This is a genomic window from Burkholderia sp. YIM B11467 (assembly GCF_052952715.1).
Genome location: NZ_JBQVSQ010000006.1, coordinates 409,335 through 428,908 on the forward strand (window position 1 = coordinate 409,335; position 19,574 = coordinate 428,908).

Annotated in this window: 14 protein-coding genes and 1 tRNA gene; 6 read left to right on the forward strand and 9 right to left on the reverse strand. The window is 67.3% G+C overall.

The genetic code is table 11. The features are described 5' to 3' along the window. Nucleotides 1–87: 87 nt before the first annotated feature. Complete coding sequence (gene hrpA, locus ACTRWB_RS22835) at nt 88–4,281, reverse strand: ATP-dependent RNA helicase HrpA (protein WP_446903271.1); 4,194 nt, start codon at nt 4,279–4,281, stop codon at nt 88–90. 23 nt (nt 4,282–4,304) lie between these two features. Here hrpA and argA point away from each other — a divergent pair, with 23 nt between their 5' ends. Together argA and ACTRWB_RS22845 are read left to right on the forward strand one after the other, a co-directional pair. Beyond that, nucleotides 4,305–5,684 carry an amino-acid N-acetyltransferase gene (gene argA, locus ACTRWB_RS22840; RefSeq protein WP_129512519.1) on the forward strand — a complete coding sequence of 460 codons (1,380 nt, stop codon included), beginning with the start codon at nt 4,305–4,307 and terminating at the stop codon, nt 5,682–5,684. A 49-nt stretch (nt 5,685–5,733) separates the two neighbouring features. After that, nucleotides 5,734–6,009: an oxidative damage protection protein gene (locus ACTRWB_RS22845; RefSeq protein WP_006478357.1), complete on the forward strand. Its 276-nt coding sequence runs from the start codon at nt 5,734–5,736 to the stop codon at nt 6,007–6,009. A 140-nt stretch (nt 6,010–6,149) separates the two neighbouring features. Here the strand turns inward: ACTRWB_RS22845 and ACTRWB_RS22850 are convergent, their stop codons facing one another. From ACTRWB_RS22850 to ACTRWB_RS22860, 3 genes are all read right to left on the reverse strand, one after another. Further along, the gene (locus ACTRWB_RS22850; protein ID WP_446903272.1) at nt 6,150–7,562 is read right to left on the reverse strand and encodes an MFS transporter; all 1,413 of its coding nucleotides are present in this window, start codon (nt 7,560–7,562) and stop codon (nt 6,150–6,152) included. A gap of 88 nt (nt 7,563–7,650) precedes the next feature. Then, on the reverse strand, nt 7,651–8,862 hold the full coding sequence (locus tag ACTRWB_RS22855) for a CaiB/BaiF CoA transferase family protein (protein ID WP_446903273.1): 1,212 nt from the start codon (nt 8,860–8,862) through the stop codon (nt 7,651–7,653). Further along, complete coding sequence (locus ACTRWB_RS22860; protein WP_446903274.1) at nt 8,859–10,610, reverse strand: acyl-CoA dehydrogenase family protein; 1,752 nt, start codon at nt 10,608–10,610, stop codon at nt 8,859–8,861. Before ACTRWB_RS22860 ends, ACTRWB_RS22855 begins: the two co-directional genes overlap by 4 nt. A 166-nt stretch (nt 10,611–10,776) precedes the next feature. Between ACTRWB_RS22860 and ACTRWB_RS22865 the strand changes: the two genes are divergently transcribed. Beyond that, complete coding sequence (locus ACTRWB_RS22865) at nt 10,777–11,679, forward strand: LysR family transcriptional regulator (protein WP_412021484.1); 903 nt, start codon at nt 10,777–10,779, stop codon at nt 11,677–11,679. Between the two features lie 13 nt (nt 11,680–11,692). Here ACTRWB_RS22865 and ACTRWB_RS22870 read toward each other — a convergent pair whose 3' ends face one another. The 4 genes from ACTRWB_RS22870 to ACTRWB_RS22885 form a co-directional block, all read right to left on the reverse strand. Then, on the reverse strand, nt 11,693–13,111 hold the full coding sequence (locus ACTRWB_RS22870) for an amino acid permease (RefSeq protein WP_193098704.1): 1,419 nt from the start codon (nt 13,109–13,111) through the stop codon (nt 11,693–11,695). 91 nt (nt 13,112–13,202) lie between these two features. Further along, on the reverse strand, nt 13,203–14,273 hold the full coding sequence (locus tag ACTRWB_RS22875) for a porin (protein ID WP_446903275.1): 1,071 nt from the start codon (nt 14,271–14,273) through the stop codon (nt 13,203–13,205). 71 nt (nt 14,274–14,344) lie between these two features. Further along, nucleotides 14,345–14,731 carry a RidA family protein gene (locus ACTRWB_RS22880; protein ID WP_129512525.1) on the reverse strand — a complete coding sequence of 129 codons (387 nt, stop codon included), beginning with the start codon at nt 14,729–14,731 and terminating at the stop codon, nt 14,345–14,347. A 31-nt stretch (nt 14,732–14,762) separates the two neighbouring features. Continuing rightward, nucleotides 14,763–15,977: an amino acid aminotransferase gene (locus ACTRWB_RS22885; protein ID WP_446903276.1), complete on the reverse strand. Its 1,215-nt coding sequence runs from the start codon at nt 15,975–15,977 to the stop codon at nt 14,763–14,765. Nucleotides 15,978–16,168: 191 nt separating this feature from the next. Between ACTRWB_RS22885 and ACTRWB_RS22890 the strand changes: the two genes are divergently transcribed. From ACTRWB_RS22890 to cysC, 3 genes are all read left to right on the forward strand, one after another. Continuing rightward, nucleotides 16,169–16,651, forward strand: coding sequence for an Lrp/AsnC family transcriptional regulator (locus tag ACTRWB_RS22890; protein WP_129512527.1), 483 nt, complete (start codon nt 16,169–16,171; stop codon nt 16,649–16,651). Between the two features lie 82 nt (nt 16,652–16,733). Continuing rightward, nucleotides 16,734–16,808: transfer RNA gene (locus tag ACTRWB_RS22895), tRNA-Val, on the forward strand. A 576-nt stretch (nt 16,809–17,384) separates the two neighbouring features. Beyond that, entirely contained in the window at nt 17,385–17,927 is a 543-nt protein-coding gene (gene cysC / locus ACTRWB_RS22900) for an adenylyl-sulfate kinase (RefSeq protein ID WP_446903277.1), read from the forward strand. Between the two features lie 226 nt (nt 17,928–18,153). On the opposite strand, the gene ACTRWB_RS22905 is transcribed toward cysC, so the two are convergent. Further along, nucleotides 18,154–19,551: an aspartate aminotransferase family protein gene (locus ACTRWB_RS22905; protein ID WP_446903278.1), complete on the reverse strand. Its 1,398-nt coding sequence runs from the start codon at nt 19,549–19,551 to the stop codon at nt 18,154–18,156. Between the last annotated feature and the right edge of the window lie 23 nt (nt 19,552–19,574).

Genomic DNA, 19,574 nt, shown 5'->3' on the forward strand with positions numbered 1-19,574 from the left:
CGGCGGCGGCCGGATCGGCCGGTGCGGCAAGCGCCGCGCGGCCGACCGTCGCCGGCCGCCGGTGCGGGCCGGGAAACCGCTGTTGCGCTAGCGCTGCATCGACTCCCAGACCTTGTGCAGCCGCTTGACAGAGACCGGCATCGGCGTGCGCAGTTCCTGGGCGAACAGCGAAATCCGCAATTCCTCGAGCAGCCAGCGGAATTCCGCGAGCCGCGGGTCGGCGACGCCGCCGCGCTGCGACACCGCGCGCTGGTATTGCTGGGCGAGCGGCAGCAGGTCGCCGGACTGCTTCGCGTCACGCGCCGGATCGGCCTTCAGCTTGTCGATCCGCAGCGCGATGCCCTTCAGGTAGCGCGGGAAGTGCGCAAGCTGCGCGTAAGGCGTATCGATCACGAAGCGCTTGCCGACCAGCGCGGCCAGCTGCTGCTGCAGATCCGCATGCGCCTGCGCGAACGGCTTCGCCTGCGCGAGTTTCTTCACGAGCCCCGCGTATTCGGCCAGGACCTGCCCGACGAGCCGCGCGATTTCCTGCGCGAGCAGGTTCAGGCGGCTGCGGCCCTCGTCGCGGCGCGCGTGGAAGCTCGCGTCGTCGTCGGGCAGCGGGTCCTGCAGGCATGCGCGGTCGAGCGCCGTGTCGATCAGCTGGTCGCGCAACTCGTCCTGCGAGCCGAGCGACATGTACTGCATCGCCATCTCGCGCAGGCCCGGCAGGTTCTTCTCGAGGAACTTGATCGGTTCCTTCAGTTGCAGCGCGAACAGCCGCCGCAAGCCGGCCCGGTGGATGCGCGCGGCCTCCTCCGGCGAATCGAACACCTCGACGTCGCAATGCGTGCCGCGGTCGACCAGCGCCGGGTAGCCGTACAGCGTCTGGCCGCGCCGGCGGATTTCCAGCAGCTCGGGAAGCTTGCCGAAATTCCACGTCGTCAGGTTCTCGTACAGCGCCGTCGCGCCGCCTTCCGCCGGGACACCCGTCTGCGGCGCCGTGCCCTTGCCGGGCTTCGCGCCACGGCCGACGACGGCACCGGCCGGGGCGGCAGTCGCCGGCGCCTGGCCGGCTGCCGGCCCCGCATCGGTCTCGCCGCCGGTCGCGATCGTCGACGCCGCCGCGATCTTCTGGAACTGCTGCTGCGCCTGCGCGCCCAGCTCCTGGCGAAGCTGCGCGAGATTGCGCCCCATCGCGAGCTGGCGGCCGTGCTCGTCGATCACCTTGAAGTTCATGAACAGGTGTGCGGGCAGCGTCTCGAGCTTGAAGTCAGCCGTCTTCATCGCGATCTGCGTCTCGCCGCGCACGTCGGCGATCAGCGCCTCGACGAGCCCGCCCGCGCCGAAGCGCTCGCGGCCCATCCGCTCGACGAAGCCGGCCGCGTACTCGGGCAGCGGCACGCAGTGCCGGCGCAGCTTCTGCGGCAGCGACTTCAGCAGCAGCTGCACCTTTTCCTTCAGCATCCCCGGCACGAGCCACTCGCAGCGGCGCGCATCGACCTGGTTCAGCGCATAGAGCGGCACCGCGAGCGTCACGCCGTCGCGCGGTGTGCCGGGCTCGAAGTGGTACGTGAGCGCCATCTCGACGCCGGCCATCGTCGCGCGCTTCGGGAACAGCTCGGTCGTCACGCCGGCCGCCTCGTGGCGCATCAGGTCGTCGCGCGACAGGTACAGCAGCCGCGGCTTGTCCTCGGGCTGGCCGCCCTGCTTCACCTCGTCGCGATACCAGCGCTCGAACGCGGCGCCCGTGTGGATCCCTTCGGGAAGCGCCTGGTCGTAGAACGCGTAGATCAGTTCGTCGTCGACCAGCACGTCCTGGCGGCGCGACTTGTGCTCGAGCTGCTCGATATCGGCAAGCAGCTTGCGGTTGTGCGCGAAGAACGCGAGCTTCGTGTCGAACTCGCCTTCGACGAGCGCGCCGCGGATGAACAGCTCCCGCGCGCGCGCCGGATCCTGCTTGCCGAACGCGACGCGTCGGCGGTGATAGATCGGCAGCCCGTACAGCGTCGCGCGCTCGAACGCGCTGACCTGCGCCGGGCGCTTTTCCCAGTGCGGCTCCGACAGCGATTTCTTCAGCAGGTGCGCGCCGACCTTCTCGATCCATTCGGGCTCGATCTTCGCAAGGCAGCGCGCGTAGAGCCGGCTCGTCTCGACGAGTTCGGCCGCCATCACCCAGCGGCCGGCCTTCTTCGCGAGCACCGAGCCCGGCCACAGGTAGAACTTGATCCCGCGTGCGCCGAGGTAGTGCGGATCGTCGTCGGCCTTCAGGCCGAGGTTGCCGAGCAGGCCCGTCAACAGGGCCAGATGGATCTGCTCGTAAGTCGCCTCGACTTCGTTGAGCCGCCAGCCGTGCTCGCGCACGACGGTCAGCAACTGCGAATGGACGTCGCGCCACTCGCGCAGCCGCAGGTGCGACAGGAAGTTCTGCCGGCACGCATCGATCAACTGACGATTCGACTTCTTGTGCGCGACGGCGTCCTCGAACCACGCCCAGATCTTCAGCCACTGCAGGAATTCGGAGCGCTCGTCGGCGAACCGGCGGTGCGCCTGGTCGGCCTGTTCCTGCGCTTCGATCGGGCGGTCGCGCGGGTCCTGCACGGACAGCGCGCTCGCGATGATCAGCACCTCGCGCAGCGACTGCTGGTCGCGCGCGGCGAGAATCATCCGGCCGACGCGCGGATCGAGCGGCAGCCGCGCGAGTTCGCGGCCGAGCGGTGTCAGCGCGTTGTCGTCGTCGACCGCGCCGAGTTCGTTGAGCAACTGGTAGCCGTCCGCGATCGCGCGGCCGGGCGGCGGTTCGAGGAACGGAAACGATTCGATCGCCGTCAGGTGCAGCGACTTCATCCGCAGGATCACCGACGCGAGCGACGAGCGCAGGATTTCCGGATCGGTGAAGCGCACGCGCGCCTGGTAGTCGCTTTCCTCGTACAAGCGGATGCAGACGCCGTCGGCCACGCGGCCGCAGCGGCCCGCGCGCTGGTTCGCGGCAGCCTGCGAGATCGACTCGACCTGCAGCTGCTCGACCTTGTTCCGGTACGAATAGCGCTTCACGCGCGCGAGACCGGTATCGACGACGTAGCGAATGCCGGGCACCGTCAGCGACGTCTCGGCCACGTTGGTCGCGAGCACGATCCGGCGCGCGTTCGACGCCTTGAACACCTTGTCCTGGTCGGCCGCGGAGAGCCGCGCGAACAGCGGCAGGATCTCGGTGTGCGGCGGATGGTGCTTGCGCAGCGCCTCGGCCGCTTCGCGGATCTCGCGCTCGCCGGGCAGGAACACCAGCACGTCGCCGGGGCCTTCGCGGCACAGCTCGTCGACCGCGTCGACGATCGCGTCCATCAGGTCGCGCTCGGCTTCGCGCGCGGTCTTCACGCGATCGCGGCCCGCGGTGCCTTCCGCATTCTTCACGGCCGGGCGATCCTCGGCCACCGGGCGGTAGCGCATCTCGACCGGATACAGCCGCCCACTGACCTCGATCACGGGCGCCGGGCGCTCGTCGGTGCCGAAATGGCGCGCGAAGCGGTCGGCGTCGATCGTCGCGGACGTGACGATCAGCTTCAGGTCCGGCCGCCTCGGCAGGATTTCCTTCAGGTAGCCGAGCAGGAAGTCGATGTTCAGGCTGCGCTCGTGCGCCTCGTCGATGATCAGCGTGTCGTACGCCTTCAGCAGCGGGTCGGTCTGCGTCTCGGCGAGCAGGATGCCGTCCGTCATCAGCTTCACGGACGCGCCGGGCGCGAGATTGTCGGTGAAGCGCACCTTGTAGCCGACCACCTCGCCGAACGGCGTGCCGAGTTCCTCGGCGATCCGGCGGCCGGTCGACGACGCGGCGAGACGCCGCGGCTGCGTATGGCCGATCAGGCCCGTGCCGCCGGCGCCGAGGCCGCGGCCGAGATCGAGACAGATCTTCGGCAACTGCGTGGTCTTGCCCGAGCCCGTTTCGCCGCAGACGATGACAACCTGGTGACCGGCGATCGCGCGCGCGATTTCGTCGCGCTTGCCCGACACGGGCAGGCTTTCGGGGTACGTGATCGGCGGGACGGGATTCGGCGCGACGACGGCGCGTGGCGGACGCTCGCGGCGCGGCGCGCGCGCATCCGTTGCCTGGGGCGCGTCCGCCGTGGCCGGCTGGCGCGCATCGCCGCGGCGCTCGTCGCCGCGCGGCGCCTTGCCTGCCTGCTTTTCGTGCTGCTGGCGCGGCGGCTGGCCCTGCTGCTGGCGTGCATCGGCCGCACCATCCGGGTGCCGGGCCGACGGCGCTTTGGCCCGCGTCGGCGCGGGACTTTTAGGTACATTCGACATGGGGGCGCATTATAATCCCGCCCATGAATTCCCAAACCGACCTCCCTCCCGCCCAGACCGGCGCCGCGACGCCGCCGGCCGCCGACGATTCGGCCGCCAGCCACGCGCAGTTCGTCGACTGGATGCGCTCCGTCGCGCCCTATATCCACAAGTTCCGCAACAGCACGTTCGTCGTGGGGTTCGGCGGCGAGGTGGTGCAGCAGGGGCTGCTGAACGCGCTCGTGTCCGACATCGCGCTGCTGCAGGCGATGGGCATCCAGATCGTGCTCGTGCACGGCTCGCGCCCGCAGGTCGAGGAGCAGCTGAGCCTGCACGGTGTCGAATCCGAGTTTTCGCACGGCCTGCGCATCACCGATGCGCGCGCGCTCGAATCCGCGAAGGAAGCGGCCGGCGAAGTGCGCCTCGACATCGAGGCCGCGATCAGCCAGGGTCTGCCGAACTCGCCGATGGCGCACGCGCACATCAGCGTCGTGTCGGGCAACTTCGTGACCGCGCGGCCGGTGGGGATTCTCGACGGGGTCGATTTCGCGCATACGGGCATCGTGCGCAAGATCGACGCCGAATCGATCCGTCATTCGCTCGCGAGCCGCAAGCTCGTGCTGCTGTCGCCGCTCGGTTTCTCGCCGACCGGCGAAGCGTTCAACCTGTCGATGGAAGACGTCGCCTCGGCCGCCGCGATCGCGCTGCGTGCCGACAAGATCGTGTTCCTGACCGACGGCCCCGGCATCGTCGACGATGAAGGCGAGCTGATCCGCGAAATGTCGCTCGACGCGGCGGCCGAGCTGCTCGATTCCGGCAACGTGCAGGGCGACGACGCATTCTTCCTGAAGCACTCGATCCGCGCGTGCCGCGGCGGCGTGACCCGTGCGCACCTGATCCCGCAATCGCTCGACGGCAGCATGCTGCTCGAACTGTTCCTGCACGACGGCGTCGGCACGATGATCTCGTACGAGAATCTCGAAAGCCTGCGCGAGGCGACGCCGGACGACGTCGGCGGCATCCTGTCGCTGATCGAGCCGCTCGAGTCGGACGGCACGCTGGTGCGGCGCGGCCGCCACCAGATCGAACGCGACATCGACCACTTCTCGGTGATCGAGCACGATGGCGTGCTGTTCGGCTGCGCGGCGCTGTATCCGTACCAGCAGGAGAAGATCGGCGAGATGGCGTGCCTGACGGTCGCGCCGGAAGCGCAGGGCTCGGGCGACGGCGAACGCCTGCTCAAGCGCATCGAGCAGCGCGCACGGGCGCGCGGCCTCACGCACATCTTCGTGCTCACGACGCGCACCGAGCACTGGTTCCTCAAGCGCGGCTTCGTCAAGGTCAGCGTCGACGACCTGCCGGAAGACCGCCGCAAACTCTATAACTGGCAGCGCAAGTCGCTCGTGCTGATGAAGCAGCTCTGAGCGCAGGCACGACTGCCCTCCCCCAGTCCGATTACAGGAGAAGTAAACGATGGCTCGAATGATCCAATGCGCGAAGCTCGGCAAGGAAGCCGAAGGCCTCGATTTCCCGCCGCTGCCGGGCGAACTCGGCAAGCGCATTTACGAGAGCGTCTCGAAGGAAGCATGGCAAGGCTGGCTCAAGCAGCAGACGATGCTGATCAACGAGAACCGCCTGAACATGGCCGACCCGCGCGCGCGCCAGTACCTGATGAAGCAGACCGAGAAATACTTCTTCGGCGACGGCGCGGACCAGGCGTCCGGCTACGTGCCGCCGACGGAAGGCTGATGACGTAGTGCGCACGGCCGGCCGCCAGCCTGTCGCGCGCTCCAACTGAAAGCGGCACCGTGTATCGCACGGTGCCGTTTTCCTTTTGGGGAGGTGCGATCGATGCGATCGGGCCTCTCCGGCTGCGGCGCTCGCGCGGTTCAACCGGCCGGTTTCAGCGCGCCAGCGTCGCCGGGCGCTTCCGCCCCGCCGCTCGCGTTGTCGGCACTTTCGGCTTCGGCGCCCCATTCCGCCGCGTCGCTGCGCTCGGCCGTCGACAGTTCGTCCGCGCGGTACCCGGTGCGATTCAGCAGCGCCAGCATGCAGACGAGCGACACGAGCGCGTAAAGCCCCGACGCGACCGCGACGCCGACGATGCTGCCCGTCGCGTTGAGGATCGCCTGTGCCAGCACGGGCGTGCCGCCGCCGACGACCAGCGCGCTCAGTTGATACGCGAGCGACAGGCCCGTATAACGGATGTTCGCCGGGAACACGCGCGCGAGCACGCCGCCGACCGCGCCGTAGAACATCGCCGACGGAATCGTCGAGATGCACATGCCCGCGACGGCCACCCAGTACGAACGCGTCGCGAGCGCATGGAACATCACGGGCATCAGCACGATCTCGGGAATCAGGATCCAGCACATCGCGCGACGCATGTCGACCTTCGACACGAACCACGCGCCGACCGGCTGCAGCAGGAACTGCACGACGAGCGAGATCGACAGGATGCCGAGGAACGTGCCCTGCGCGTAGCCGAGTTCCTTCGTCGCCCACGACAGCGCAAACGTGCTGCGGAAGTACGTGACGTTGATCACCGGCAGCGTGCCGGCCGCGAGCAGCACGACCACCCAGTGATCGCGCACGACGTCGCGCAGCGGCAGCTTCACCGTGCGCTTGCGGGCGAGCACGCGCTGCATGTCGGCCGACTCCTCGAGCCTCAGCCGGATCACCATGCCGATGATCACGAGCACGGCCGACAGCAGGAACGGAATGCGCCAGCCCCACATCAGGAACGACGGCGTCGGCAGCGCGCTCAGCGCGAAGAACGCGGCCGTCGCCAGCAGGTTGCCGGTGGGCGAGCCCTGCTGCGCGAACGCCGCATACAGGATGCTGCGATGCTTCGGCGCGTTCTCGCTCGCGATCAGCACCGCGCCGCCCCACTCGCCGCCGACCGCGATGCCCTGCAGCACGCGCAGCACGACGAGGCCGGCCGGCGCCCATACGCCGATCTGCGCATAACCGGGCAGCAGGCCGATGCCGGTCGTCGCGAGGCCCATCATCACCAGCGTGATCACGAGCGCGGTCTTGCGGCCGACGCGATCGCCGAGATGCCCGAACACGATCCCGCCGAGCGGCCGCGCGGCGAAGCCGGCCCAGAACGTGACGAACGCGAGCAGCGTCGCGACGCCGGGATCCATCGTGCTCGAAAAGAACACCTTGCCGAACACGAGCGCCGCGGCCGTGCCGTAGATGTAGAAGTCGTACCACTCGATCGTGGTGCCGACGAACGCCGCGAAGGCGGCGCGGCCGGGCCGCAGTGGCGCGGCGGGCGGGGATAACGGACGGCTCATCGATGTCTCCAGGTGTGTGATCGGGGGCGCGACTGTCGCGCGCCTTTCCCGGGTGGCCGGCATGACGCCGCCGGCCGGCGGCGTCGTGTCAGTCGGGGGGTACCTGGTCGGGCGCCGTTTTCAGCACACCGGCATCGAGCAGTTGCTGCTGGAGCGCGCGATCGACGCCGAGCCGGTCGAGCACCGCGCGCGTATCGCGGCCGAGCGCGGGCGGCGGCGAACGATAGGTGGCCGGCGTGCGCGACAGCTTCACCGGCGACGCGGTACCGCGATACGCGCCGATCTCGACGAACAGGTTCCGGTGCAGCGCATGCGGATCGTGCGCGACGTCGGCCACCGTGCGCACCGGCCCGCACGGCACACCGGCCGCCATCAGGTCGCGCGCGAGCGGCTCGCAGGCGTGCGCGGCGAGCCGCGCTTCCAGTTCGGCCTTCAGTTCGGGGCGGTGCGCGCAGCGGCTGCGGTTGTCGACGAAGCGCGGATCGCCCGCGAGCGCCGGCGCGCCGAGATGCGCAACGAGCCGCGCGAACTGCCGGTCGTTGCCGACCGCGAGGAAGATCGGCACGGTCGCCGTGCGGTAGCTGTCGTACGGCGCGATGTTCGGATGCGCGTTACCGCTGCGCGTCGGCACGCGCCCCGAGCCGAAGAAGTTCGGCAGGTGCGGATGCAGCAGCGACACGCCGCAGTCGTACAGCGCGATGTCGACCGACTGTCCGCGCCCGCTCTTCTCGCGCTCCGCGAGCGCCAGCAGGATGCCGGCGAGCGCGTTGAGCCCCGTGACCATGTCGACGATCGGCAGGCCGATCCGCGTCGCGTCGCCGTCGTGCTCGCCGTTCACGCTCATCAGCCCCGCCATCGCCTGGATCACCGCGTCGTAGCCGGGCAACCCGCCGAGCGGACCGTCCGCGCCGAAGCCCGTCACTGCACAGTGGATCAGCCACGGGAAGCGCGGCTGCAGGTCGCGCGCATAGTCCATCCCCCAGCGCGCGAGCGTGCCCGGCTTGAAGTTCTCGACCAGCACGTCGGCCTCGTCGAGCAGGCGCCACAGGATCGCGCGCCCTTCGTCGCGCGACAGGTCGAGCGCGAGCCCTTCCTTGTTGCGGTTGACGCCCGCGAAGTACCACGCGGTATCGCCGAGGAACGGCGGCCCCCAGCCGCGCGTCTCGTCGCCGTCCGGCGGTTCGATCTTGATCACCGTCGCGCCGTGGTCGGCGAGCGCCTGCGTGCAGTACGGGCCGCCGAGCACGCGGCTCAGGTCGACGACCTTCAGGCCGTCCAGTGCGCCACGCGTCGCGTTCATCGCTCGACCTCCGGCAGCAGGTCGAGCGCCATGTCGAGCGAGATCGGCGTGCCGCGCAGCAGCGCGTCGAACGCGGCCGATTCGTCGTCGCGCGACGCCGGCGCGAGCGGATCGACCGGCAGCAGCTTGTGGCGCACGACCAGGTGTGCGAGCGCGAGACGCCGGAAATCCGGCGCGAGCCGCACGCCCTCGCAGGCCATCAGCACGGCCGCGCTCGCGTAGTACAGCGCGGATGCAGCCTGCCGCACGCGTGAATCGTCGCCTGCGTCCACGACCCGCGCAAGCGCGTCGCATGCGCGCGCGAGAATGCGTCGCAACGCCGCGCGGCTCGCATCGGGCAGCGGCGCCGCACCGAGCCGGTCGCCGAGGAACGCGCGCAGCGCGTCGAGCGCATGCTCGCGCTGCGCGGCCCGCGCGACGTCGAGCGCGACGATGTTGCTCGTGCCTTCCCAGATCGACCCGAGATGCGCATCGCGCACGATCCGCGCGTCGCTCCATTCCTCGATGTAGCCGGTGCCGCCGCGCACCTCCATCGCATCGCCCGTCACGCGGCGCGCATCGCGGCACGCGCGGAACTTGATCAGCGGCGTCAGGATCCGCACGCAGCGCGCGGCCTGCTCGTCGCCCGCATCGGCCTGCGGCAGCAGCAGCGCGATCTGCATGAACATCGCGCGTGCGGCCTCGGCCGGCAGCAGCATCTTCATCAACTGGCGCTGCATCAGCGGCATCTCGATCAGCTTGCGGCCGAACGCGTCGCGGTGCGCGGCGACGTGCAGCGCTTCGTTCAGCGCGCGCCGCATCAGCCCCGCCGCGCGCACGCCGTTCGACAGCCGCGACATGTTGATCATGTCGGCCATCTGGTGAAAGCCGCGGCCGATCTCGCCGATCAGGTAGGCCTGCGCGCCTTCGAGCGCGATCTCACCGCTCGCCATCGAACGGCTACCGAGCTTGTCCTTCAACCGCACGATCCGGTAGCGGTTGCGCGTGCCGTCCGGCAGCGTCTTCGGCAGCAGGAACAGCGCGAGACCCTTGATGCCGTCAGGCGCGCCGTCGGGCCGCGCGAGCACCATCGCGAGATCGGCATCCGCGTTCGAGCAGAACCACTTGTCGCCGGTCAGGCGCCATACGGTCTCGCCGTGCGCGTCGGTCTCGCGCGCCGCGCGCGTCGCGATACGGCCCACGTCGGAGCCGGCCGCCTGCTCGGTCATGAACATCGCGCCCTGGTACAACGTGTCGAAGTCGCGCGACGCGAGCATCGGCAGGTAACGCGCGACGAGCGCCGGATCGCCGAAGCGGCGCAGCGTGCGCGTCAGCGAATCGGTCATGCTGACCGGGCAGCACAGCCCGAATTCCGCCTGCACGAACAGGAACGTCAGCGCGTACTTGACGAGCGGCGGTCCCGATTCGGGCCCGTGGCTCAGCGACGCGAGCCCGAGCTCCGAATACGCGACGCGTTCGAGCGCAACATACGCGGGATCCTTGTCGATCCGCTGCACGGCCTCGCCGCGCCGGTTGCGGTGCTCGAGCACGGGCGGGTGCTTGTCCGCGCGCGACGCCCACTCGTCGAGCTCGCCCGACACGCGCGCGCCGAGCGCGCGCAGCCGCGGCTCGAGTTCGGCATAGTGCGCATCGCCGAGATGCAGCCTCAGCAACGCACCGAGATCGGGATCGGCGGTGAAGAAATTGGTGCCCCGGCTGTCGGGGATATTGGATGCGCCGGCGTCCGGCGTGCGAGCGGTGTCGTTCATGCGTGCGTCTCCTGGGTTGCCTGCACGTCGGCCGGACCTGGCGCCGCGGCCGGCCCTGTGCAAAGCCTTTCGCAGAGCGTAGGCGCGCGATCGATAAGCGTCCAATACAGGATTTATCCGGTACGATAGATATCGCTTATCGATGCCGACGCCGGGAGGAGACACCATGGAACTGAGGCAGTTGCGTTACTTCGTGGCGGTCGCCGAAGAGCTGCATTTCGGGCGCGCGGCGAAGCGCCTGTTCATCTCGCAGCCGGCGCTGAGTTTCGACATCCGCAAGTTCGAGGACGCGCTCGGCGTGCAGCTCTTCTCGCGCACCAACAAGACCGTCGCGCTGACCAACGCGGGCGAGGTGCTGCTCGGCGAGGCGCGCCGGCTGCTGCTGCAGGCGGCCGAGGCCGAGCGCCTGACGGTGCGTTCCGCGTCGGGTCTCGCGGGCCGGCTGCGGATCGGCTTCGTCCATTCGATGCTGTATCGCGGGCTGCCCGATGCGGTGCGGCGCTTCGAGGCCGACTACCCGGGCGTCGAGGTCGTGCTGAGCGAGATGAACACGCAAGCGCAGGTGCAGGCGATCCAGCGCGGCCAGATCGATCTCGGTTATGCGCACTGGGGCCATTTCCCGCCCGAGGTCGAATCGGCACCCGTCTACGTGGAACCGTTCGTCTGCTGCCTGCCGGCCGCGCATCCGCTCGCGCGTCGCAAGCAGGTCGCGCTCGCCGCGCTCGCGGCGGAACCGTTCATCCTGTTTCCGCGCGAAGCGGCGCCGCACTATCACGACCTGATCATCGCGCAGTGCGTGAACGCGGGTTTCAGCCCGCTGATCCGCCACGAGGCGCGGCTGTGGCAGACGATCCTGTCGATGATCGAGTTCGGGATGGGCGTCGCGCTGGTGCCGCGCGTGCTGCAGCAGGTGAAGAGCGACCGGCTCGCGTTCCGGCCACTGAAGGATGCGTCGCTCGAATCGCGCACGCTCGCGCTGAAGCGCAGCGGCACCGCCGAACCGGTTGCGCTGCGCTTCGCCGACTACGTGCGTGCGTCGATCGACGCGCTGCCCGCGCTCGCGGGCTGACGCGGCACGCCGGCTACTTCGCTTCCGGCTGGAGCGCCGGCTGCGCGCGCCGATACCAGACCGCGTACACGATCGACAGCGCAACCAGGAACGGAATGCCGAAGATCAGCGTCATGTGGAACTCGGCCGTGAAGTAAGTCGTGACCATCACCGCGAGCATCAGGCCCGCACCGAGCAGCGTCAGCAGCGGGAAGCCGCGCATCCGGAACGCGGGCGCCGGCAGGCCGAGCGCCGCGCGACGTCGCCGGAAGCAGTAATGCGTGACGAAGATCATCATCCACGTGAACAGCGCGCCGAACATCGACACCGCCATCATGATCGTGAACGAGGTGTCCGGATACAGCACGCTCAGCACCGTCGCGAGTGCGATGCCAAGCGTCGACAGCATCAGCGCGCCGAACGGCACGCCGCGCGCGTTCACTTCGCCGAGCGCCTTCGGCGCATGCCCCGCGCGCGACAGGCTGAACATCATCCGCGTCGTGATGTAGATCTGGCTGTTCATCGCGGACAGCGCGGCGATCAGCACGACGAAGTTGATCAGCCCGGCCGCGCCCGGCAGGTGGATCGCCTCCATCACCTTCACGAACGGGCTCTCGTCGCGCCCCGCCGCCGTCCACGGGACGATCGCGAGCATCAGCGCGAGCGTGACGAGGTAGAACAGCACGAGCCGCACGATCGTCGAGCGGAACGCGCGCGTGACCGCGCGCTCGGGATCCTCCGCTTCGCCGGCCGCGACCGCGATCATCTCGATGCTCAGGTAGCTGAAGATCGACACGATCACCGCGACCCACGTCCCCCACATGCCCTTCGGAAAGAAGCCGCCGTGATCCGTGTAATGGTGGAAGCCCGCGCGCGCCGCGCCGTCGCCGACCAGCGCCGGATTGCCGAACACGACATACGCGCCGAGCACGATGAAGCCGACGATCGCCGCGATCTTCACGACCGAGAAGCCATACTCGACCGCGCCGAACACGTCGACGCTGCGTGCGTTGATGAACACCAGCAGTGCCGAGAAACCGACGATCCACAACCAGCCCGGCACACCGGGCAACCAATACTTCATGTACAGCGCGATCGCGGTGACCTCGGTGCCGACCGCGAGCACGATGCACGCCCAGTATGCGTAACGCACGAGGAACCCGGCCCACGGACTCACGTAATGTTCGGCGTATGCGCCGAACGAACCGGAGGTCGGGTGCGCGACCGTCATCTCGGCGAGACAGCCCATCAGCAGCAGCGAGATGAACGCGCCGATCGCGTAGCTGACGAGCACGCTCGGGCCCGCGAAGCCGATCGCGAAGCCGCTGCCGAGAAAGAGACCGGTGCCGATGGCACCGCCGATCGCGATCATCGCCATCTGCCGCGCGGAAAGCGTGCGGCGCAGGCCTTGCTCGCGCGCCGCGATATGCTGGAATTGCCCTTCAGGTTGCATTGAATGACCTCGTACGAAAGCGATTGTCTGGTCGAAGCGTCGATGGCGCGCGGCACGGCGCCGGTCCGGCCGGCCACCGCGCGCCGTGCGCTCAGAACATGTGGCGCAGGCCGGCCGCGACGCCCGTCTGGTTGCCGCGTCCGGGCATTTCGGTGAACGCGCCGCCGGTTACGCGGTTGTAGTCGACCGTCGCGTAGACCTGCGTCGCCTTCGACAACGCGTACTCGGCTTCGAGCACGCCCGTATAGCGCTTGCCGCCGTTGCCGGCGACCCCGTTGACGTTGCGGATGTCGTCGTAATACGCAACGCCCGTCACCGACACGGCCGGCGTGACCTTGACGCTCGCGCCCGTGTAGAAGATCGCGTCGCGGCGCGGGTTGTCCGCGAACGAACCATAGGTCACCTGGCGGCCGGGCGCGTTCAGCAGCGCCTCGTCGAGCACGCCCGAGCGGTCGATGCCGCCGAGATAACCCGCGTACAGCGTCGCCGCGCCGAACGCGTAGCGCGCGCCCGCGCCCCATGCCTGCTGCGCGCGGCTGTTCAGGTCGCGCACCTGCTGGTACGTCGCGCCGACCATCAGCCCGCCCTGCGTATACGACACGTGCGTGCCCCAGTATGCATTCGCGCCGAGGCTGCCCGCGACGCCGCCGAAACCGTAGCTCGCGCCGACGTTCAGCCCGCCGAACGTGCCGTCGTAGCTGACGACGTTGCTCGCACGGCCTTGCGTGAGGAAGTACGGCCACATGTTGGCCGTGTAGTTGCCGACCGTCAGCGGATCGACATCGCCGAACAGGTTGAATGCCTCGGTCGCCTGGCGGCCGAGCTTCACGGTGCCCCAGTCGCTCGCGAGACCGACATACGCGTAGCGGCCGAACAACGCGCCGTCGAGCTGCCCGTTTTGCGGCTCGAAGCCGCTCTCGAGCCGGAAGATCGCCTTCAGCCCGCCGCCGAGCGCTTCACTGCCCATCAGCCCCCAGCGGCTGTTCGTGATCGCGCCATTGGTCATCTGCACGCTGGCGTCGTTCGACGCGTCGGCATGCGTCGTATAGCGGATGCTCTGGTCGACGATCCCGTACAGCGTCACGCTGCTCTGCGCCATCGCACCGCTCGCGGCAAGCGTGCCCGCCATCATTGGCAGTGCGAATCGATGGATTCTCTTCATGTTCTCCTCCAGTCCTTTTATCGGTTCTTGATGATGGTGATTACTGCACGCCGCGCCACGCGGCGTTCCTGCTAGGTGCGCGCTGCCGGCAGCGCGACGTACGCGACGAGCTCGACACGCATCGCCGGATGCGCGAAACCGTGCACGCCGACACACGTTCGGTTCGGATAGGGTTCGCGAAAATGGCGTCGGTATTCGGCGTCGAATTCGGGCATCGCCTTCACGTCGGACAGGTAGACGAGCACCTGCGCGACATCGTCCATCGTCGCGCCGGCCGCCGCGACGGCTTTCGCGAGATTCGCGAGCGTGATGCGCGCCTGCTCGGCCATCGTGTCGCCGGCGATCGCGCCGGATGCGTCGACCGGCCCGTGACCGGTAAACATCAGCCCGCCCGCGCGGGTCGCCCACGAGAACGGTTGCGCGAGCTGCGGCAAGTCGACCGGAATCGTTTCTGCCATCGTGTCCTCCTTCGAATCGGGAACGGGAAGCTCAGGCAGCCTGCCGCGATGCGCCGCCGAGCACATCGGCAAGCGCATTCGCCACGGTGTCGAGGTTTGCGTCGTTCAGGCCCGCGATGCACATGCGGCCCGAGCGCAGCAGATAGACGCTGTGCAACGCACGCAGCCGATCGACGTCGGCCGCGGCGATGCCCGTGTAGCTGAACATCCCGCGCTGCGCGACGAATGCATCGAACGCACGGCCCGGCAGGCGCGCATCGAGCCTCGCCTTCAGCTCGCTGCGCATCCGCTTGATGCGCGTGCGAATCTGCGCGACCTCGCCTTCCCACTGCGCACGCAGCGCGTCGTCGTTCAGCACCGTCGACACGAGTTGCGCACCGAACAGCGGCGGACTCGAATAGGTGCGGCGCACGCCGGCCTGCAACTGGCTCAGCACCGTCGCGGCCTCGCCCGCGTTCGCGCAGACGATCGACAATCCGCCGACGCGCTCGCCGTACAGCGAGAAGTTCTTCGAGAACGAGTTGCCGACGATCGCGGGCAGGCCCGCATCGACGATCGCGCGCACGGCCCATGCGTCGTCGGCAAGACCGTCGCCGAAACCCTGGTACGCCATGTCGAGGAACGGGATCAGCCCGCGCCGCACGAGCACGTCGATCACCTCGCGCCATGCGTCGCGGCCCAGATCGAGCCCCGTCGGGTTGTGACAGCACGGCTGCAGCAGCACGACGCTGCGTGCCGGCAACGCGTCGAGCGTCGCGAGCAATGCGTCGACGCGAATGTCGTTGCGCGCTTCGTCGTAGTACGGATAGGTATGCACGTCGAGGCCGGCCGCCGAGAAAATCACGCGATGGTTGTCCCACGTCGGGTCGCTGATCCAGATCGCGCTGTCGGGGAAATAGCGCTTCACGAATTCCGCGCCGAGGCGGATCGCGCCCGAGCCGCCGAGCGTCTGCAGCGTCGCGATGCGCCCTTCCGCGAGCGCGGTGCAATCGGCGCCGAACACGAGCCGCTGCACGCCCTGCCGATATGCGGCGAGCCCTTCCATCGGCAGATACGTGTGCGGCGCACCGGCTTCGCGCAAACGCTCGGCCGCGATGCGCGTGCTGTCGAGCACCGGAATCCGGCCCGCTTCGTCGTAGCAGAGGCCGATGCTCAGGTTGACCTTGCGTGGATGCGCATCCTGCTGGAACGCCTGGAACAGCGACAGGATCGGATCGCCCGGATAGGCGGGAATGTGTTCGTACATGGCGGAATGACGGTAAAGGTTTAAGGCGGCGGCACGACTGGCGGCATGGCGTCGCGTCAGGCCGTGCGGTCGAGGCATGGAGCGCATGTTATCGAGGTCGAAATAGAATGAGCTTCACTTTTCGATGACGAACCGGCTGGATTGAAGTAGAGTCTGCGGTTGTTATCTCTGAATTCACCGGATTCTGCGAAATGACTCTGGATCGAACCGACATGAGGATCCTCCGGCACCTCGAGGGTGACGGACGCATCAGCAATCAGGACCTCGCGAACGCGGTCGCGCTGTCACCGTCGGCGTGCCTGCGGCGTGTAAAGCTGCTGGAGGAGCGCGGCGCCATTTCGGGGTATCGCTGCACAATCGATCCGAAGAAGGTCGGCGTCGCGTTCGAGGCGCTCGTGCATGTGTCGATGCGCCCGGACGTACCCGAGTGGCACGACAGGTTCGTGGAGGCAATCCAGCAGTGGCCGGAAGTCATCGCGGCGCAGATCGTGACCGGCGGATCGAACTACGTGCTGACGGTTCGTGCGCGCGATCTCGATCACTACTCGGACTTCGTGATCAACCGGCTGCACCGCGCGGCGGGCGTGATGTCGATCAACTCGAGCATCGTGCTCGCGACGCTCAAGCGTGACGGATCGATCCTCGATCTCGTCGAGCCGTCGGCGGCCGGCTGACCGATCGTTGCGCGGACCTGAAAAAAATTTGCAGAAAGGGCTTTACGAACCCCCAAAGCTCTGACATAATTTCAGCTTCTTTGGGCGGTTAGCTCAGCGGTAGAGCACTGCCTTCACACGGCAGGGGTCACTGGTTCGATCCCAGTACCGCCCACCAAAGAATTCAAGGGCCTGCGTCTCACGACGCAGGCCCTTTTCGTTTTCGGCGCGCCGCATTTCACGCCGGCCTGCTTCGCCCCCCCTCCGATAGCGGCATCGCCCGACACGAGTCCGGTACTTCGAACTCAGCCAGCGCGGTTTTCCAAGAATAATTCAGTACTGCAAATCAAAACACTTCGCGGGAACGTCCTCCCTCAAACAATTACCCATTGACGTCATCTGATTCTTCCAATACCAATAGCTTGTTATCGGCGATAAAAATCAGACAAATAGACTGTCAATTGCAAAATACCCTATTCCTTCGCCAATCGAGCTCTGTCACGTCGGTACTATCGACCGATTCGGCACCGGAACCAGCACAAAACTCGGACGTTTCATACAAGCCACCGCCGAGCCTTCAACATGAAAGAAAGAAAACTGCCACTGTAATTTTCGGTAATTCTTATGTAACATTTGTAGGTATTCGGATGAATAGAATCGTTGCACCATATAACAGCCAGCCGAATCGTCATCGCATTTACGGCACGGAAATAATGACTTGCGATGGTGAGCTAGCGATAGAACCAATGTCCCCATGTCATCAGAGAAGAACGATTACACCCTGTGGCTTACCGGTCTGAGCGGCGCCGGCAAGTCAACCCTCTCGCACGAAATTGCCAGGCAGTTGCGTACACGCAATGTTCCGACATGCATTCTCGACGGGGACGAATTGCGCGCAGGCGTCTCGCCAGATCTCGGCTTCACGCGCGAAGACCGTACCGAGAACTGTCGTCGCACCGCCGAAATGGCGAAACTGCTCAACAATCAGGGGTTTACGGTAATCGTCGCGCTGATCTCGCCTTACGAGGCCGATCGGCAGCGGGCACGACAAATCATCGGTGCCGATCGATTCGTCGAGATCTATCTGAAAACCGATATTGCAACTTGTTCCGCACGTGATCCGAAGCGCCTCTATGAAAAGGCGATCACGGGTCAGACGACGCAATTTACCGGCATCTCGGATCCATACGAAGTACCGACTGCACCCGATCTCATCGTAGAAACGGGCACGTTGGACATTGCCTCTTCGGTAGCGCTCATCATGAACTTCGAGCGGCAGCGATTCGCGCACGCGTAATCTCGCCCCGCCGCCGTTTCGCACCGGAGCGGCATCCGTTCCTTTCCCGTGATCGGGCCAATCCCGGCATTGGCCCGATCACGGCGGACATACTCCGCGCGGGTCGCACGCGATCCGAACGCCTCCTGTCCAGTCCAGCGAAACTCGCCCAAACCTCGGTCGAGCACGATGCAACGTGCTGCTCCATGATCGTGACTGCACGAGTGCCCGGTCAAGCATTGCTCGACTACCCCACCCGCTCCGCCGTCGCATCGAACGCGCGCCGCGCCTTGTCGACGATCTCGTCGACCTCCGTCTCACGGATCACGAGCGGCGGCGACAGCAGCATCCGGTCGCCGGTCGCACGCATGATCAGGTTGCCGTTGAAGCAGAAGTCGCGGCAGATCGTGCCGATATCGACGGCCGCGCCGAACCGCTCGCGCCGATCCCGGTCGCGCGCAAGCTGAACGCCCGCGACCAGCCCCGTCCCCGCAATCTCCCCGACGATCGGATGACTGCCCAGCGCGTCGCGCAAACGGCGCTGGAAATACGGCCCGATGTCGTGCTTCACGCGCTCGACGATCCCTTCGTCGCGCAGCAGCTTCAGGTTTGCAACGGCAACGGCCGCCGCGACCGGGTGGCCCGAGTACGTAAGGCCGTGGTTGAATTCGCCGTTGTCGATGATCGGGCGCGCAACACGCTCGTGAATGCCGACCGCCCCCATCGGCACATAACCCGACGTAAGACCCTTCGCCATCGTGATCAGATCCGGCTCGAAGCCGAAGTGCTGGTGCGCGAACCATTCGCCGGTGCGGCCGAAGCCGCCGATCACTTCGTCGGCGACGAACAGGATGTCGTACTTGCGACAAATCCGCTGGATTTCCGGCCAGTACGTCGACGGCGGGAAGATCACGCCGCCCGCGCCCTGGAACGGCTCGCCGATGAACGCCGCGACGTTCTCCGCGCCGAGTTCGAGAATCTTCGCTTCGAGTTGCTGCGCCCGTGCGAGACCGAACGCTTCCGGCGTGTCGCCCGGCTGCGCTTCGCCGAAGAAATACGGTTGATCGATATGCACGATGTGCTCGACCTTCGACGGCATCTGCTCGTGCATGTAGCCCATCCCGCCGAGCGTGCCGCCCGCGATCGTCGAGCCGTGGTAACCGTTCTTGCGCGAGATCACGAACTTCTTCTGCGGTTTGCCCTGCACGCGCCAGTACTGGTGCACGAGGCGCAGCACGGTGTCGTTGCCTTCCGAGCCGCTGTTGCAATAGAAGAAGTGGTTGAAGCCGGCGGGCGTCACTTCCGCGAGCATCGCCGACAGTTCGATCACCGGCGGGTGCGTCGTCTTGAAGAACGTGTTGTAGAACGGCAGCTCCTGCAACTGGCGATACGCGGCATCGGCGAGTGCCTTGCAGCCGTAGCCGACGTTCACGCACCAGAGGCCGGCCATCCCGTCGATGACCTTGTTGCCGTCCGAGTCCCACAGGTAGACGCCGTCGGCTTTCACGATCACGCGGCTGCCCGCGCGGTTCAGCGCGCCCATGTCCGAGAACGGATGGATGTGGTGCGCGGCGTCGAGTGCACGGTATTCGGCGGTCGAGTGCGCGGCCGGCTGCGGCGAGAAGGCTTCGTTTCGATCGATCATGTTTTCTCCTGATAGCAGTGCCG

Coding starts and splice junctions, on each gene's coding strand:
- hrpA (WP_446903271.1), bottom strand. CDS start 4,281: ATGTCGAATGTACCTAAAAGTCCCGCGCCGACGCGGGCCAAAGCGCCG.
- argA (WP_129512519.1), top strand. CDS start 4,305: ATGAATTCCCAAACCGACCTCCCTCCCGCCCAGACCGGCGCCGCGACG.
- ACTRWB_RS22845 (WP_006478357.1), top strand. CDS start 5,734: ATGGCTCGAATGATCCAATGCGCGAAGCTCGGCAAGGAAGCCGAAGGC.
- ACTRWB_RS22850 (WP_446903272.1), bottom strand. CDS start 7,562: ATGAGCCGTCCGTTATCCCCGCCCGCCGCGCCACTGCGGCCCGGCCGC.
- ACTRWB_RS22855 (WP_446903273.1), bottom strand. CDS start 8,862: ATGAACGCGACGCGTGGCGCACTGGACGGCCTGAAGGTCGTCGACCTG.
- ACTRWB_RS22860 (WP_446903274.1), bottom strand. CDS start 10,610: ATGAACGACACCGCTCGCACGCCGGACGCCGGCGCATCCAATATCCCC.
- ACTRWB_RS22865 (WP_412021484.1), top strand. CDS start 10,777: ATGGAACTGAGGCAGTTGCGTTACTTCGTGGCGGTCGCCGAAGAGCTG.
- ACTRWB_RS22870 (WP_193098704.1), bottom strand. CDS start 13,111: ATGCAACCTGAAGGGCAATTCCAGCATATCGCGGCGCGCGAGCAAGGC.
- ACTRWB_RS22875 (WP_446903275.1), bottom strand. CDS start 14,273: ATGAAGAGAATCCATCGATTCGCACTGCCAATGATGGCGGGCACGCTT.
- ACTRWB_RS22880 (WP_129512525.1), bottom strand. CDS start 14,731: ATGGCAGAAACGATTCCGGTCGACTTGCCGCAGCTCGCGCAACCGTTC.
- ACTRWB_RS22885 (WP_446903276.1), bottom strand. CDS start 15,977: ATGTACGAACACATTCCCGCCTATCCGGGCGATCCGATCCTGTCGCTG.
- ACTRWB_RS22890 (WP_129512527.1), top strand. CDS start 16,169: ATGACTCTGGATCGAACCGACATGAGGATCCTCCGGCACCTCGAGGGT.
- cysC (WP_446903277.1), top strand. CDS start 17,385: ATGTCATCAGAGAAGAACGATTACACCCTGTGGCTTACCGGTCTGAGC.
- ACTRWB_RS22905 (WP_446903278.1), bottom strand. CDS start 19,551: ATGATCGATCGAAACGAAGCCTTCTCGCCGCAGCCGGCCGCGCACTCG.